Source organism: Streptomyces sp. NPDC102402 (genome assembly GCF_044765765.1).
In the GTDB taxonomy this organism is placed as follows: Bacteria; Actinomycetota; Actinomycetes; order Streptomycetales; family Streptomycetaceae; genus Streptomyces.
Map to the genome: position 1 here is coordinate 150808 of NZ_JBIWKR010000012.1, position 14289 is coordinate 165096.

15 protein-coding genes are annotated in these 14289 nt (G+C 71.9%); 10 read left to right on the top strand and 5 right to left on the bottom strand.

The genetic code is table 11. The features are described 5' to 3' along the window. Nucleotides 1-73 precede the first annotated feature (73 nt). Nucleotides 74-1729 (top strand): FAD-binding dehydrogenase, encoded by a 1656-nt coding sequence (locus tag ACIRJR_RS28650; RefSeq protein WP_403785875.1) that lies wholly within the window; start codon nucleotides 74-76, stop codon nucleotides 1727-1729. A 150-nt stretch (nucleotides 1730-1879) separates the two neighbouring features. Here ACIRJR_RS28650 and ACIRJR_RS28655 read toward each other — a convergent pair whose 3' ends face one another. Further along, nucleotides 1880-2305, bottom strand: a complete 426-nt coding sequence (locus ACIRJR_RS28655) for an ASCH domain-containing protein (protein WP_403785877.1) — start codon at nucleotides 2303-2305, stop codon at nucleotides 1880-1882. Nucleotides 2306-2546: 241 nt separating this feature from the next. Here ACIRJR_RS28655 and ACIRJR_RS28660 point away from each other — a divergent pair, with 241 nt between their 5' ends. From ACIRJR_RS28660 to ACIRJR_RS28675, 4 genes are all read left to right on the top strand, one after another. Continuing rightward, nucleotides 2547-3509, top strand: coding sequence for a hypothetical protein (locus tag ACIRJR_RS28660; protein WP_403785879.1), 963 nt, complete (start codon nucleotides 2547-2549; stop codon nucleotides 3507-3509). A 35-nt stretch (nucleotides 3510-3544) separates the two neighbouring features. Then, on the top strand, nucleotides 3545-5116 hold the full coding sequence (locus ACIRJR_RS28665; RefSeq protein WP_403785881.1) for an APC family permease: 1572 nt from the start codon (nucleotides 3545-3547) through the stop codon (nucleotides 5114-5116). Nucleotides 5117-5265: 149 nt separating this feature from the next. Continuing rightward, on the top strand, nucleotides 5266-5931 hold the full coding sequence (locus ACIRJR_RS28670; RefSeq protein ID WP_403785953.1) for a molybdopterin-dependent oxidoreductase: 666 nt from the start codon (nucleotides 5266-5268) through the stop codon (nucleotides 5929-5931). After that, complete coding sequence (locus ACIRJR_RS28675; RefSeq protein WP_403785883.1) at nucleotides 5873-6538, top strand: cytochrome b/b6 domain-containing protein; 666 nt, start codon at nucleotides 5873-5875, stop codon at nucleotides 6536-6538. The genes ACIRJR_RS28670 and ACIRJR_RS28675 overlap by 59 nt, the downstream gene beginning before the upstream one ends. Before the next feature lie 6 nt (nucleotides 6539-6544). On the opposite strand, the gene ACIRJR_RS28680 is transcribed toward ACIRJR_RS28675, so the two are convergent. Together ACIRJR_RS28680 and ACIRJR_RS28685 are read right to left on the bottom strand one after the other, a co-directional pair. Then, complete coding sequence (locus ACIRJR_RS28680; RefSeq protein WP_403785885.1) at nucleotides 6545-7942, bottom strand: GntP family permease; 1398 nt, start codon at nucleotides 7940-7942, stop codon at nucleotides 6545-6547. A gap of 11 nt (nucleotides 7943-7953) precedes the next feature. Further along, nucleotides 7954-8463: a gluconokinase gene (locus ACIRJR_RS28685; RefSeq protein ID WP_403785887.1), complete on the bottom strand. Its 510-nt coding sequence runs from the start codon at nucleotides 8461-8463 to the stop codon at nucleotides 7954-7956. Nucleotides 8464-8607: 144 nt separating this feature from the next. Here ACIRJR_RS28685 and ACIRJR_RS28690 point away from each other — a divergent pair, with 144 nt between their 5' ends. The 3 genes from ACIRJR_RS28690 to ACIRJR_RS28700 all read left to right on the top strand — a co-directional run bounded on the left by ACIRJR_RS28690 (nucleotide 8608) and on the right by ACIRJR_RS28700 (nucleotide 11396). Further along, a complete protein-coding gene (locus ACIRJR_RS28690) occupies nucleotides 8608-9309 on the top strand; it encodes a FadR/GntR family transcriptional regulator (protein WP_403785889.1) in 702 nt (233 codons plus the stop codon). Between the two features lie 372 nt (nucleotides 9310-9681). Further along, nucleotides 9682-10767: an S-(hydroxymethyl)mycothiol dehydrogenase gene (locus tag ACIRJR_RS28695; protein ID WP_403785891.1), complete on the top strand. Its 1086-nt coding sequence runs from the start codon at nucleotides 9682-9684 to the stop codon at nucleotides 10765-10767. Then, nucleotides 10767-11396 (top strand): MBL fold metallo-hydrolase, encoded by a 630-nt coding sequence (locus ACIRJR_RS28700; RefSeq protein WP_403785893.1) that lies wholly within the window; start codon nucleotides 10767-10769, stop codon nucleotides 11394-11396. Before ACIRJR_RS28695 ends, ACIRJR_RS28700 begins: the two co-directional genes overlap by 1 nt. Nucleotides 11397-11408: 12 nt before the next feature. On the opposite strand, the gene ACIRJR_RS28705 is transcribed toward ACIRJR_RS28700, so the two are convergent. Together ACIRJR_RS28705 and ACIRJR_RS28710 are read right to left on the bottom strand one after the other, a co-directional pair. Further along, a complete protein-coding gene (locus ACIRJR_RS28705; protein WP_403785895.1) occupies nucleotides 11409-12347 on the bottom strand; it encodes a pseudouridine synthase in 939 nt (312 codons plus the stop codon). A 53-nt stretch (nucleotides 12348-12400) separates the two neighbouring features. After that, the gene (locus ACIRJR_RS28710; RefSeq protein WP_403785897.1) at nucleotides 12401-12652 is read right to left on the bottom strand and encodes a hypothetical protein; all 252 of its coding nucleotides are present in this window, start codon (nucleotides 12650-12652) and stop codon (nucleotides 12401-12403) included. A gap of 263 nt (nucleotides 12653-12915) precedes the next feature. Here ACIRJR_RS28710 and ACIRJR_RS28715 point away from each other — a divergent pair, with 263 nt between their 5' ends. Together ACIRJR_RS28715 and ACIRJR_RS28720 are read left to right on the top strand one after the other, a co-directional pair. After that, nucleotides 12916-13968 (top strand): rhamnogalacturonan acetylesterase, encoded by a 1053-nt coding sequence (locus ACIRJR_RS28715; protein ID WP_403785899.1) that lies wholly within the window; start codon nucleotides 12916-12918, stop codon nucleotides 13966-13968. Between the two features lie 40 nt (nucleotides 13969-14008). Then, nucleotides 14009-14281 carry a hypothetical protein gene (locus ACIRJR_RS28720; protein WP_403785901.1) on the top strand — a complete coding sequence of 91 codons (273 nt, stop codon included), beginning with the start codon at nucleotides 14009-14011 and terminating at the stop codon, nucleotides 14279-14281. Nucleotides 14282-14289: the final 8 nt, after the last annotated feature.

Sequence of the window (14289 nt, forward strand, 5' to 3'; positions counted from 1 at the left end):
CGAAGATCTGACCCACAGGTAACTTCGCCCGCCCCGCCCGCGCTGCCCCGCACCGCCCCGAAGGATGGAACCCATGGCGTACGACGCTGACGTGATCGTGATCGGGGCAGGACTCGCGGGGCTGGTGGCCACCGCCGAACTCGTCGACGCGGGCCGCTCGGTGATCCTGCTCGACCAGGAACCCGAGCAGTCGGTCGGCGGCCAGGCGCACTGGTCCTTCGGCGGGCTCTTCCTCGTCGACTCGCCCGAGCAGCGCCGGTTCCGCATCAAGGACAGCCACGACCTGGCCCTCCAGGACTGGTACGGGACGGCCGGCTTCGACCGCGACGAGGACCACTGGCCGCGGAAGTGGGCGGAGGCGTACGTCGACTTCGCCGCCGGGGAGAAGCGGTCCTGGCTGCACGCCCAGGGGCTGCGGTTCTTCCCCGTCGTCGGCTGGGCCGAACGCGGAGGCTACGACGCCAACGGCCACGGCAACTCCGTCCCCCGCTTCCACATCACCTGGGGTACCGGGCCCGGCGTCGTCGCCCCGTTCGAACGGCGGGTCCGCGAAGGCATGGCCAAGGGTCTCGTCCGGGCGCGCTTCCGCCACCGGGTGACCGGCCTCGGCCGCTCGGCCGGAGCGGTCGACACGGTCACCGGCGAGATCCTCGAGGAGAGCGGAGCGGAGCGGGGCACCGCGAGCAGCCGCGAGGTCACCGGCACCTTCGAGCTCAGGGCCCAGGCCGTGATCGTGACCTCCGGGGGCATCGGCGGCAACCACGACCTCGTGCGCGCCCAGTGGCCCGAGCGGCTGGGCACCCCGCCGGAGAAGATGCTCTCCGGGGTCCCCGCCCATGTCGACGGGCTGATGCTGGGCATCGCGGAGAAGGCGGGCGGCCACCACATCAACCGCGACCGCATGTGGCACTACACCGAGGGCATCGAGAACTGGAGTCCGATCTGGGACAAGCACGGCATCCGGATCCTCCCCGGCCCGTCCTCCCTCTGGCTGGACGCCCGCGGCAAGCGGCTGCCCGTCCCGCTCTTCCCGGGCTTCGACACCCTGGGCACCCTCGAACACATCATGGGGTCCGGACACGGCTACACCTGGTTCGTCCTCGACCGGAGGATCATCGGCAAGGAGTTCGCGCTCTCCGGCTCCGAGCAGAACCCCGACCTGACCGGGAAGTCGGTGCGCGACGTGATCGGCAGGGCCCGCGCCGACGTCCCCGGGCCGGTGAAGGCGTTCATGGACAAGGGCGTCGACTTCGTCGTCGAGAAGGACCTCGGCGCCCTCGTGCGCGGAATGAACGCGCTCACCGGTGAAGGGCTCATCGACGAGGAGGACCTGCGCCGCGAGATCACGGCCCGGGACCGCGAGATCGCCAACCCCTTCACCAAGGACCTCCAGATCACGGCGATCAACGGCGCCCGCTCCTACCTCGGTGACAAGCTGATCCGCACGGCGAAGCCGCACCGCATCCTCGACCCGGCCGCGGGCCCGCTCATCGCCGTACGGCTGAACATCCTGACCCGCAAGTCCCTCGGAGGGCTGGAGACGGACCTGTCCTCCCGCGTCCTGACCGAGGACGGCACCCCGCTGCCCGGGGTCTACGCGGCGGGGGAGGCGGCGGGCTTCGGCGGCGGCGGGGTGCACGGCTACCGCTCCCTGGAGGGCACCTTCCTCGGCGGCTGCATCTTCTCGGGCCGTGCGGCGGGCCGGGCCGCGGCGAAGGCCATCGGCTGAAGGTCCCCCGACGGGCCGCCGGAGCGGAACGGGGCGTCCCGCTCCAGGTGCGAGGAGCCCGTGCGGACGCCCAGGCGCTCCCCGGACCCCGAGGTGCTGTTCGAGGAGCCCGTGCGGACGCTCAGGCGCTCCCCAAACCCTGAGGCGCTGTCAGGTGAGCCGCTCCACCACCCGGAACCGCTCCGCGACGATCATCGTCGAGTCGTCCACGGTGAACAGCGGGTCCCCGAGCGCCTCCCGCATCTCCTCGCTGTGCCAGAACTCCTCGTGCCCCGCCCGCCACTCGGCCACCGACGCGTGTCCCTCGCCCTCGTCGAGCGCGTGCCGCAGGTCCACCGACCCCAGCGGCAGTACCCGCACCTCCGTGAGCTCGACCACGGCGACCTCCCGTCCGGCGGAGTCGATGAGCGCGGACCGCTCGCCCACCGGCGGGAGCTCCTCGCGCTCCACCTCGTACTCCAGGAGCAGCCCGGACGTGGAGACCTTCTCGCCCGAGAGCACGGCGGCCACCAGCCGGTCGCGCAGAGGGCCGGGGAAGGCGAGGAGGAAGGGCTTGAGCGGTTCGCGGTTCTCCATGGCGGCAGTGTGGCACGCGTCACTCTTCCCTCAGGCGCCACTCCCGTAGCGCGTACGCGAACTGCGTGAATCGTGCGGGAAGCCCTCCGGGGCGGCCAACTGCCTGCAATGTGAACACAGTTGGGGCCGGGTGCCGCTTGACGGAGAGCCATGCCTACCGCTTTGCTGTGCGCGATCGTTTGCTCGCACAGGGCATCGAAATGTGCCGATCTCATGCCGAAGTCGAAAAGGAAGCCCGCGGATGTCTCCGCCTCCGCCGCCTCTGGGCCGTTCCCGCCGCAAGGGCGGTCGCTCGGACCACGCCTTCGACCCGGCTCTCGACGACACCGAACTCATCGACGTCCGCGACCAGTTCGCGCAGGGACGCTGGACCCGGGCCCGCTCCCTGCTCGTCGCGACGGGTGCGGACTGGGACCGGCGGGGGCATCGGGTCCTCGCGCTCGCCGCCGTCCCGTCCGCCGCGGGCTGGGCCCGCGACTGGCTGCTCGCCGAACCCGGAAGTCCCGACGCCACGACGCTCCTCGCCTGCGCCACCGTCGCGCGCGCCCAGCGCCCCAAGGCCGCCGCCGACGAGACCGGACCGGCCCGCGAGGCCTGCCTGGCCGCCGCCGCGCTGCACCCCGCCGACCCCACGCCCTGGCTCGGTCTGATGGCCCTGGAGCGCACGCACGGCACCCCCGAGGAGACCGCCAGGCACTTCGAGGAGATCCGGGCGCGCCACCCCGAGCACCACCACGCCCACCACCTCATGACGGCGGCGCTCGCCGAGGCCCGCCCCGAGAGCGATCCGCTGCACGAGGTCTACGACTTCGCCGCGTGGGCAGCCGAACAGGCCCCGGCGGACTCGCCGCTCGCCGTCCTCCCCGTCGTCGCCCACGCCGAGCGCTACCGCGTCCTGGCCGCCGCCGGCGCCGTGTCCGACGACCCGGCGGCCTCCGGCCACTGGTCGGGACGCCGGGCAAGACAGGTGATGAAGGCCGCCTTCGACTGGTGGCTCGAATGGGAACGCGAGGACCACCCCCGCCACCGGGCCGACCTCAACTTCCTCGCCCACGCCAAGACCTGCGAGGGCCGGCCCGCGGAGGCCGCCGCGCTGTTCCACCGCATCGGCTCCCACGCGACCGAGGCGCCGTGGTCGTACGCGGGCCGCGACCCCTACCCCGCATTCCTCGCCGCGCGCGGCCTCGCGCTCGGTGCCCCCTGACGCACGTTGTTATCGACGAAGGGACCATCCCCGCCATGTCGACGGGCAGAACAGATACGAGCGAGACCGGCACCACCGGGACGACCGGCGACACCGGCGGGATCCATACCTACAAGGGTGAGGAACGCGCCCTGCGCGCCGACCGGCTGGGCACCCCCGGACTGCTCCTCTCCGTCCTCGCGGCGAGCGCCCCCCTGATGGTCGTGGCAGGGGTGATGCCGACGGTCTTCGGCGTGATGGGCATCGTCGGGCAGCCGTTGCTCTACGTCATCCTCGGCGTCGTCCTCATGCTGTTCGGCGTGGGCTACGCGGAGATGAGCCGGCACGTCCACAACGCCGGGGCCTTCTACGCGTACATCGCACGCGGCCTCGGCGCCACGGCCGGCGCGGGCGCCTCGTTCGTCGCGCTGGTCGCCTACAGCGCCATGCAGGTCGGGATCTACGGCATCCTCGGATTCGAGGTCTCCGGCCTCTTCGCCACCTACCTCGACATCGACCTCCGGTGGTGGATCCCCGCCCTGTTCGCCGTGGCCGTCGTCGGCGCGCTGGGCTGGCTGAAGATCGACCTCAACGCCAAGGTCCTCGGCGTGCTGCTGGTCATCGAGTGCGCCCTGGTCGTGATCTTCGACATCGCCGCCGTCGGCAAGCCCGGCCCCGAAGGCCTGTCCTTCCACGCGTTCAACCCCGAGACCCTCACCGGGGCGGGCCTCGGCACCGCGCTCTGCTTCTGCATCGCCGCGTTCGTCGGTTTCGAGCAGGCCCCGGTGTACGCCGAGGAGACCAGCCGCCCGCAGGTCGTCGTGTCCCGCGTGATGTTCCTGGCCGTCGGCTACGCCGCGCTGTTCCTCGCCGTCAGCTCCTGGGCCCTGACGGTCGCGGCGGGCCCCTCCTCCATCGCCGACCTGTCGCTCAAGGAGGGGCCGGGCATGCTCTTCGGCCTCACCGAGGAGCGGCTCGGCGCCACCTTCACGGACGTCCTGCACGTCCTCTTCGTCACCGGCATGTTCGCGGCACTGCTCAGCTTCCACAACGTGGTCGCCCGCTACGCGTTCGCCATGGGCCGCGAAGGACTGCTGCCCGCGGCCTTCGGCCGCACCAACAAGGCGAGCGGCGCCCCCGCCACGGGCTCGATGCTCCAGTCCGCGCTGTCCGCCGTGATCGTGCTCGCCTTCGCCCTCACCGACGACAACCCGGCCGGCGACCCCACCGCGCCCGTCCTGCACCTGTTCACCTGGATGGGCAACGTCGGCGCGCTCGGGGTCATCGTGCTGATGGCCGCGGCCTCCTTCGCCGTCATCGCGTTCTTCGTGCGACGCGGCGCCGGGCGGGTCCAGGCGCCCCGCCTGGTGGCCTCCGGTCTCGCGGGCCTGGCGCTGCTGGCCATCGCCGTCCTCACCGTCCGGGACTTCGACGTCCTGGTCGGCTCGGGACCCGGATCCTCGCTGAACTGGCTGCTGCCCGGTGTCATCGTCCTGGCCCTCGCCGGCGGCCTGGCCTACGGGGCGGTGCTGCGCCGCACCAGGCCGGAGGTCCACGCGCGGATCGGTCTCGGCAACGAGGCGTTCCAGCTGGAGAAGGCCGCGGAGGGCACGACCGCGCCCCGCTGACGTCCCGATTCTTACCGAAGCATGACGCGCACCCGCGGCCCCTGGTGAAGGGCGGCCGCGGGTGTTCGAATGAGCGGGTGAACAGTCCCCCTCCCGGACCCCCTCCCGACGCCGGCGGCACGCCCGTCGGACGCCGTCTGGTCCTCACCATGCTCGGCCTCGGCGCCGCCGGCGTGGCGGCGGCCCCCCTCCTGCAGGGGGCGGTCGAGAGAGGCCTGGGCGCCGTCGCCGACAAGGACCCCACCGGGCTCAGCGGCCTGCTGCCCAACGGAGGAGGCTTCCGCTACTACTCCGTCACCTCCTCGGTGCCGCGCAGGACCTCCGCGGACTACGAGCTGACCGTGGACGGCCTGGTCGACCACCCGGCGAGGTACACACTGGACGGTCTGAAGGCGCTGCCGCAGACCCGCCTCGTACGGGACGTGCAGTGCGTCACCGGCTGGCGGGTGCCCGAGACCCCGTTCGAGGGCGTCCCGCTCTCGGCGCTGCTGGACGCGGCAGGGGTACGGCCCGGAGCGAAGGCGATCCGTTTCACCTGCTTCGACGGGGCCTACAGCGAGAGCCTCACCCTGGAACAGGCCCGCCGGCCCGACGTCCTGGTCGCCCTGCGCATGCAGGACAAGGACCTGGCCCACGCCCACGGCGGCCCGGTCCGGCTCTACGTCGCCCCCATGTACTTCTACAAGTCCGCGAAATGGCTTTCCGGGATCACCGTCACCGACTCCGTGCGCCCCGGCTATTGGGAGGAACTCGGCTATGACGTCGACGCCTGGGTGGGCCGTTCCAACGGACGGGACGACACCCCTACTGCCTGAACACGGACCGAGGGTCCGGCGCTTCACGGCCGCCGAACGCTGGGTGCACCGCACCACCGCCTGGCTGGTGCTGCTCTGCGTGGCCACGGCGGCCTGCCTGTACGTCCCCCAGCTCGCCGAACTCGTCGGCCGCCGCCACCTCGTGGTGACCGTGCACGAGTGGTCCGGGCTCCTGATCCCCGTACCGCTCCTGGCGGGGCTGGTCTCGCGGGCTCTGCGCGCCGACCTCTCGCGGCTCAACCGCTTCGGTCCGCACGACCGCCAGTGGCTGTGTGCCGCGCTGCGCCGCGACCGCACACCGGGCTCCCGGCCGGCCGGGAAGTTCAACGCGGGCCAGAAGGTCTACGCCGCGTGGATCGCGGGCGCCGTGCTCGTGATGCTGGGCACCGGACTGCTGATGTGGTTCACCGGGCTCGCCCCGCTGGCGTGGCGTACGGGAGCGACCTTCGTGCACGACTGGCTCGCGCTCGCGATCGGCATCGTCCTCGCCGGGCACATGGCGAAGGCGCTCGCCGACCCGGAGGCACGCCGTGGCATGCGCACCGGGTCGGTCGAGCGCCCCTGGGCCCGTTCCGAGCACCCGTTGTGGCGGGAGCCGGAGGAGTAGCCCCGCCTACAGCACCAGCGACAGCAGCAGGATGAAGCCCAGCGAGACGACGGAGATGATCGTCTCCATCACCGACCAGGTCTTGATCGTCTGCGGGACGTCCATGCCGAAGTACTCCTTCACCAGCCAGAACCCCGCGTCGTTGACGTGGCTGAAGAAGAGCGAGCCCGCACCGACCGCGAGGACGAGCAGCGCGACGTGCGAGGTCGACAGGTCGGCCGCCAGCGGGGCGACCAGACCGGCCGCCGAGATGGTGGCCACCGTCGCCGAGCCCGTCGCCAGGCGTATCGCGACGGCGATGAGCCAGCCGAGCAGCAGGGCGGGGATCGACCAGTTCTCGGAGAACTCCAGGATCATCTGGCCCACACCGGCGTCGATGAGGGTCTGCTTGAACCCGCCGCCGGCGCCCACGATCAGGAGGATGCCCGCGATCGGGGCGAGCGACTTCTCGACGGTGCCGGCGAGCCGGTCCTTGGTGAAGCCGGCCGCCCGGCCCAGGGTGAACATGCCGACGATCACGGCGGCGAGCAGGGCGATCAGGGGCGAGCCGATGACGTCGGTGACCCGCTGGACGTGGTTCTCCGGGTCGTCCACCACGATGTCGACGAGTGCCTTGATCAGCATCAGCACGACGGGCAGGAGGATCGTCGCCAGGGTCGCGCCGAAGCTGGGGCGGCGGTCCAGGTCCTCGGACGGGCGCTGCGGGATCATCTTCTCCGGCGCCTGGATGTCCACCCAGCGGGCGGCGTAGCGGGAGAAGACCGGACCCGCGATGATCACGGTCGGGATGGCCACCAGCACACCGAGGGCCAGCGTGACACCCAGGTTGGCGCCCAGCGCGTCGATCGCGACCAGCGGGCCGGGGTGCGGGGGGATCAGCCCGTGCATCACGGAGAGACCGGCGAGCGCGGGGATGCCGATCCTCATCAGCGAGTAGTTGCCGCGCTTGGCGACCAGCAGCACCACCGGAATCATCAGCACGATTCCGACCTCGAAGAACAGCGGGAGCCCGATGATCGAGGCGATCAGGACCATCGCCCACGGCATCGCACGCCCGCTCGCCTTCGCGAGGATCGTGTCGACGATCTGGTCGGCGCCGCCGGAATCGGCGAGCAACTTGCCCAGGATGGCGCCGAGGGCGATGAGGACACCGACACCCGCGACGGTCGAACCGAGGCCCGCGGTGAAGCTCGCGATGGTCTTCGCCGGGTTGGCCCCGGCGAAGGAGCCGAGCGCCAGCGAGCCGATGGTCAACGCGAGGAACGCGTGCATCTTGAACTTGGTGATGAGCAGGACGATGACGGCGATGCCCGCCAGGACGGCGATGCCCAGCTGTGCGTTACCGGCCGAAGTGATGGGTTCGACGGCGTCCGCTGCCAGCATCTCGACGCTGAGACCGGTCACGGTGGTGATCCTTAGTTCGCGAGCCGGCGCAGCGCGGCGACGGCCCGATCGGTGATTTCCTCGGGGGTGCCGGACACGTCGACGGCGACGCCCGCCTCGTCCTCCTGCAGCGGCTGCAGGGTGGCGAACTGGGAGTCGAGCAACGCGGTCGGCATGAAGTGGCCCTTACGGTCCGCCATGCGGCGTTCGATGAGGGACCGGTCGCCGGTCAGATGCAGGAAGACGGCACCGGGGGCCTCGGCCCGCAGCCGGTCGCGGTAGGCGCGCTTGAGAGCCGAGCTGCTGACGACGCCGCCGAGCCCCGCCCGGCCGTGTGCCCACTGCCCGATCGCGTCCAGCCAGGGCCAGCGGTCGTCGTCGTCCAGGGGCGTGCCGGCGGACATCTTCGCGATGTTGGCCGGCGGGTGGAAGTCGTCGCCCTCGGCGTAGGGGACGCCCAGGGCGTCGGCGAGCAGGGGGCCGATCGTGGTCTTGCCGGTCCCTGCTACGCCCATCACCACGACGACGTGGGGGGTGCTCATTGGTGCCTCGCTGTCTTCATCGACATCGGTCCGCGACATCGGTCCGTCGCGCTACTGAAACCCATTACATATGACTTATTCAAGGGGCTGTGACATAAACGTCGTACTTTTTGTTCCCCAAGGCCTCCCCGTAGGCTTGTGGGCATGACCACACCTGCCCAGGGCCTCCATACCCATGTGCTGGACACCCTGGGCCTGGAGATCGCCGCGGGGGAGTCCCCGCCCGGCCTGGTCCTGCGCACCGACGAGCTCGCCCAGCGCTTCGACGTGTCCCGCACCGTCGTACGCGAGGTGGTCCGCGTCCTGGAGTCCATGCACCTGGTCGAGTCCCGGCGCAGGGTCGGCGTGACCGTGCGGCCCACCGAGGAGTGGAACGTCTACGACCCCCAGGTCATCCGCTGGCGGCTCGCCGGCGCCGACAGGCCACGGCAGCTGCGCTCCCTGACCGTGCTGCGGTCCGCCGTCGAACCCGTCGCCGCACGACTCGCGGCCCGGCACGCCACGGCCGAGCAGTGCGCCGCGCTCACGGAATGCGCCCTCGGCATGGTGGCGACCTCGCGAGGCCAGCAGCTGGAGGGCTACCTCCGGCACGACATCGCCTTCCACCGCATCGTGCTCAACGCGTCGGGCAACGAGATGTTCGCGCGTCTCGGTGACGTCGTCGCCGAGGTCCTCGCCGGGCGCACCCACCACCAGGTGATGTTCGAGGACCCCGATCCCGCCGCCGTCACGCTCCACGTCCGGCTCGCCGAAGCCGTGCGCGAGGGGGACGCGGCGGGTGCGGAAAGACTGACGACGGAGATCGCGGTCGGCGCGCTGCACGAACTGGACGTGCTCGCGCCCTGACGGGCCCTCAGCGGCCGGCCGTACGCGGGCTCCGAGCCGCCCCGGCCGCCGCGTCGGCGCGGACTCCGAGCCGCCCCGGCCGCCGCGTCGCGCCCGGTGGCGCGTTCGCCTTCCTCCCTGACCGGCGCGTCCCCCGGCCGAAGCGCTCACCGCGTACCCGTCCGGCTCGGCGTACGCGAACCACCTGGACGACACCGGCGGCATCCGGGCCGGCCTGACACGGGTGGCCGCCGGGTGCAAGGGGACCTGGGCAACACGGCGTGCACGGCGGGGGGAGCCGCCACCCGTGGTGCGCCACCGCGGCCGCCCCGCACGGCGTACGGTTGTCGGTGATCGATCTCAGAGGAATGTCGGGAAAGGGAGTCCACGGGAATGCCGCAGCACGTACAAGGGGTCATCGCTCCGGGAAAGAACGAGCCGGTACGGGTCGAGACCATCGTGATTCCGGACCCCGGACCCGGCGAGGCCGTGGTCACGATCCAGGCGTGCGGCGTCTGCCACACCGACCTGCACTACAAGCAGGGCGGGATCAACGACGACTTCCCCTTCCTGCTCGGCCATGAGGCCGCCGGTGTCGTGGAGTCCGTCGGCGACGGCGTCACCGACGTCGCGCCGGGCGACTTCGTCGTCCTCAACTGGCGTGCGGTGTGCGGCCAGTGCCGTGCCTGTCTGCGCGGACGCCCGCAGTACTGCTTCGACACCCACAACGCGAAGCAGAAGATGACTCTGCTGGACGGCACCGAGCTCTCCCCGGCGCTCGGCATCGGCGCCTTCGCCGAGAAGACCCTCGTCGCCGCCGGCCAGTGCACCAAGGTCGACCCCGAGGTCTCCCCGGCCGTCGCCGGGCTGCTCGGCTGCGGAGTCATGGCGGGCATCGGTGCCGCCATCAACACCGGCCAGGTCGGCCGCGGCGACTCCGTCGCCGTCATCGGCTGCGGCGGCGTCGGCGACGCGGCGATCGCCGGTGCCCGGCTCGCGGGAGCGGCGAAGATCATCGCGGTCGACATCGACGACCGCAAGCTGGAGACGGCGAAGAAGATGGGCGCCACCCACACCGTCAACTCCCGCTCGGACGACCCCGTCGAGGCGATCCGCGCGCTGACCGACGGCAACGGCGCCGACGTCGTCATCGAGGCGGTCGGCCACCCGGAGACGTACAAGCAGGCCTTCTACGCCCGCGACCTCGCCGGCACCGTCGTCCTCGTCGGCGTCCCCACACCGGAGATGCGGCTCGAACTCCCGCTGCTCGACGTGTTCGGCCGCGGCGGTTCGCTCAAGTCCTCCTGGTACGGCGACTGCCTGCCCTCGCGCGACTTCCCGATGCTGGTCGATCTGCACCAGCAGGGCCGCCTCGACCTGGGCGCCTTCGTCACCGAGACCATCCGGCTCGGCGAGATCGAGCAGGCCTTCGCCCGGATGCACGACGGCGACGTCCTGCGCTCGGTGGTGGTCTTCTGATGGCCGCCCGCATCGACCACCTGGTCACCTCCGGCACCTTCGCCCTCGACGGCGGCGAGTGGGACGTCGACAACAACGTCTGGATCGTCGGCGACGACACCGAGGCGGTCGTCATCGACGCCGCGCACGACGCCGCCGCGATCGAGGCGGCACTCGGCGGCCGTACGCTGCGCGCGATCATCTGCACCCACGCGCACAACGACCACATCGACGCGGCCCCCGCCCTCGCCGAGGCGACCGGCGCGCCGATCCTGCTGCACCCGGACGACCTGCCGCTCTGGAAGCAGACCCACCCCCACCGGGCCCCCGACGCCGAACTGGCCGACGGCCAGGAGATCGAGGTCGCCGGGACACGTCTGACGGTGCTGCACACCCCGGGCCACGCGCCCGGAGCCGTCTGCCTCTACGCCCCGGAGCTGGGTACCGTCTTCACCGGCGACACCCTCTTCCAGGGTGGCCCCGGTGCCACGGGACGGTCGTTCTCCCACTTCCCGACGATCATCGACTCGATCAGGGACCGGCTGCTGGCGCTCCCGCCGGAGACCACCGCCCGTACCGGTCACGGGGACTCCACCACCATCGGCGCGGAGGCCCCGCAGCTGGAGGACTGGATCAACCGCGGCCACTGACCTCGGAGGGGCTCACCGGTCCGGCCACGCGGAGAGCCGCAGCCCGCTCTCGAAGCGGTGCGGCTCACCCGTGACCGGATCGGTGAACTCCAGGACCTTCGCGAGCAGTTGCAACGGCCGCCGGTGGTCCGCGTGCTCCGGCTCGGGCTCCACCACCGGATAGACCGGATCGTTCACCAACGGCAGCCCCAGCGTGTTCATGTGGACCCGCAGCTGATGGGTCCGGCCGGTGGCGGGCGACAGCCGGTAGCGGCCCGTGCCGCCGCGGTGCTCCAGCAGCTCGATCCGGCTCTCGCTGTTCGCGGTCCCCGCCTCCTCGCGCGCGGCGATGACCCCGCGCTCCTTCACGATCCTGCTCCGCACGGTGCGCGGGAGCGTGAGCTCCGGATCGTACGGAGCGACCGCCTCGTACTCCTTGTGCACCAGCCGGTCCCGGAACAGCGTCTGGTAGGCGCCGCGGTCCCCGGCCCGTACGACACAGAGCACCAGGCCCGCCGTCAGCCGGTCCAGCCGGTGCGCGGGCTGCAGTTCGGGCAGGTCCAGCTCCCTGCGCAGCCGGGCCGCCACGGTCTCGGTGATGTGCCTGCCGCGCGGAGTCGTCGCGAGGAAGTGCGGCTTGTCCGCGATCACGAGGTGCTCGTCCCGGTACACCACACCGACCGGGAACGGCACCGGCTCCTCCGGCGCGAAATCCCGGTGGAACCAGAGGTGGCGCCCGGCCGTGTACGGCTCGTCCGCCCGCACGGCGCCGCCGTCCGCCCCGACGAACCTGCCCTCCGCCAGCATGGTGCCCACCCGCGCGGCGCCGACCGCCCCGGCGAACCGGTCCAGCAGATGGTCCCCGACGGTCGCCCACACCCCCTCCGGGTCCGCCGGGAGCCGCACTCGCACCGGGTCGACGCCCGCGCGCTGGGGGAGCGGGGCGGCGGGAGGCTTCGCCCGTCCTCTCATCGCGTCGGTCCTTGTCGCCGGAGGGGCCCGGAAAGGACGGGCAGGGCCCTCCATCATCCCATCGCGTAGGCCCCCAGCAGACGCTCGTACTCCTCCTGCGTGACCGGGAGCACCGACCCGTGCCGGGCGCCCGGCGGGAGCTCGTACTCCGCCGACACCGTCCACTTCCCCGAGCCGAGGTCGTCGGTCTCGAACAGCACGTAGCCCCGGCCGCCGAACTCGTCGATGAGGAGATACCACTTCTCCTCTGTGTCGGAACGGAAGACCGCCGGGCCCTCGCCGCGGTCGACCGAGCCCTTGCCCACGCAGTCGGCGACGAACTCGTACGAGGGGGACGTGAGGTCCCGCGAGCAGAGGGCCGAAGGCTCTTCCGGTGAGGTGCGGGCGCATGACTCTCCCCAGCGGCTCGTTCGAAATGCCGGGCTGCGTTCGTGGAATCGGACCGACGCTAGGGCTGCCGACGACCCCCGTCAAGGGGTGCGGAGAAAGACGTCCGCCCCGTAGAAAGCGCTTGCGGGAACGCGTATGGTCTGGCCCCGCTGAATCCATTCAACCCGGGAGACCCGCCATGCGCCGAGCCGGATCCGTACTGCTGGCCGCCTGCACCGCCGCCGCGGCCCTGACCACCCTGGCGGCCGCTCCCGCCGGAGCCGAGGGCCGCGTCGCGGCCGGGCCGGACCACTGCACCGGTACCGCCCCCGTCGTCTGCCACTTCGACGTCGCCCCCGGCACCTACCGTGTCCGGGCCGTCCTCGGGGGCGGTGCGGAGGCCGGCTCCACGGCGGTCACCGCGGAGTCCCGCAGATCCGTGCTCGCCGAGACCCCGAACGCCCCCGGCGGGACCGTCCGCCGCACCTTCACCGTGGACGTGCGCGACCCCGAGGGCGAGCCCACCGGTGCCACCGGCAGCCCGGGACTCGACCTCACCTTCGGTGGCGCCGCCCCGCAGCTCGCCTCGCTGCACATCGAGCGTGCCCGGGTGCCGCAGATCCTGCTCGCCGGCGACTCCACCGTCTGCGACCAGCCGGGTGACCCCTACTCGGGCTGGGGTCAGCAGCTTCCGCAATACCTCACCGACCGGCTCTCCGTCGCCAACTACGCCGACTCCGGGGAGAGCTCGCAGACCTTCCGGGACGACCCGGCCCTGTTCCCCGCCCTCCGGGCCCGTATCCACCGCGGCGACCTCGTCCTCATCCAGCTCGCCCACAACGACAAGCAGACCGACCGCGACACCTACCGGGCCAACCTCACCGCGATGATCGAGGACGTGCGCGCCGAGGGCGGGCGCCCCGTGCTCGTCACCCCGGTCGTCCGCCGCTGGTTCAATGCCGACGGCACGCTCGACAACGGCACCGCACTGATCGTCAACGGTCTGGGCGTGGACCTGCCCGCCGAGATGCGCGGCCTCGCCGCCGAGCAGGACACCCCGGTCGTCGACCTCACCGCCCTCACCAGGGCACGGGTCGAGGAGCTCGGCCCCGAGGGGTCCAAGGCTCTCTACCTCTACGACGAGAAGCGCGACAACACCCACACCTCGGCACGCGGCGCGGACGAGTACGCCGCGCTCGTCCTCGGCGAACTGCGGGCGCAGGGGCTGGTCCCGGCGCGCGCGGTCCGGTGAGTCCCGCTTCACGCCGGACTCACCGCTGAAAGCGGTACTCATGCGTCGAGCCGAAGTGCCCAGCCGCAGGACCGTGCTGAGGGGCCCCGGCCGCAACTCCTTCACCGTCGCCGAGGACGGGCGTGCCGACGTGCTCGTCCACCACGCCCGGCCGTACGAGGAGATCACCGGCGATCCGCCGCACGACCCGACCGCCGCACCCGCGTCCAGCCGTTCGGCCGGCGAGCGGACGGCACTCCCGGCCTCGGAGCCCCCGTGCACCCGTGAGGGCGCGTACCGGCCGGTCCGGGCACAGGTAAGGAGTAAGGCCTGAACAAGCGA

Bases quoted from the DNA above. Each gene is read 5' to 3' on its own strand.
- ACIRJR_RS28665 (WP_403785881.1), top strand. From the start codon at position 3,545: ATGTCGACGGGCAGAACAGATACGAGCGAGACCGGCACCACCGGGACG.
- ACIRJR_RS28685 (WP_403785887.1), bottom strand. From the start codon at position 8,463: ATGAGCACCCCCCACGTCGTCGTGGTGATGGGCGTAGCAGGGACCGGC.
- ACIRJR_RS28700 (WP_403785893.1), top strand. From the start codon at position 10,767: ATGGCCGCCCGCATCGACCACCTGGTCACCTCCGGCACCTTCGCCCTC.
- ACIRJR_RS28670 (WP_403785953.1), top strand. From the start codon at position 5,266: ATGCTCGGCCTCGGCGCCGCCGGCGTGGCGGCGGCCCCCCTCCTGCAG.
- ACIRJR_RS28705 (WP_403785895.1), bottom strand. From the start codon at position 12,347: ATGAGAGGACGGGCGAAGCCTCCCGCCGCCCCGCTCCCCCAGCGCGCG.
- ACIRJR_RS28660 (WP_403785879.1), top strand. From the start codon at position 2,547: ATGTCTCCGCCTCCGCCGCCTCTGGGCCGTTCCCGCCGCAAGGGCGGT.
- ACIRJR_RS28715 (WP_403785899.1), top strand. From the start codon at position 12,916: ATGCGCCGAGCCGGATCCGTACTGCTGGCCGCCTGCACCGCCGCCGCG.
- ACIRJR_RS28675 (WP_403785883.1), top strand. From the start codon at position 5,873: ATGACGTCGACGCCTGGGTGGGCCGTTCCAACGGACGGGACGACACCC.
- ACIRJR_RS28650 (WP_403785875.1), top strand. From the start codon at position 74: ATGGCGTACGACGCTGACGTGATCGTGATCGGGGCAGGACTCGCGGGG.
- ACIRJR_RS28695 (WP_403785891.1), top strand. From the start codon at position 9,682: ATGCCGCAGCACGTACAAGGGGTCATCGCTCCGGGAAAGAACGAGCCG.
- ACIRJR_RS28655 (WP_403785877.1), bottom strand. From the start codon at position 2,305: ATGGAGAACCGCGAACCGCTCAAGCCCTTCCTCCTCGCCTTCCCCGGC.
- ACIRJR_RS28720 (WP_403785901.1), top strand. From the start codon at position 14,009: ATGCGTCGAGCCGAAGTGCCCAGCCGCAGGACCGTGCTGAGGGGCCCC.
- ACIRJR_RS28690 (WP_403785889.1), top strand. From the start codon at position 8,608: ATGACCACACCTGCCCAGGGCCTCCATACCCATGTGCTGGACACCCTG.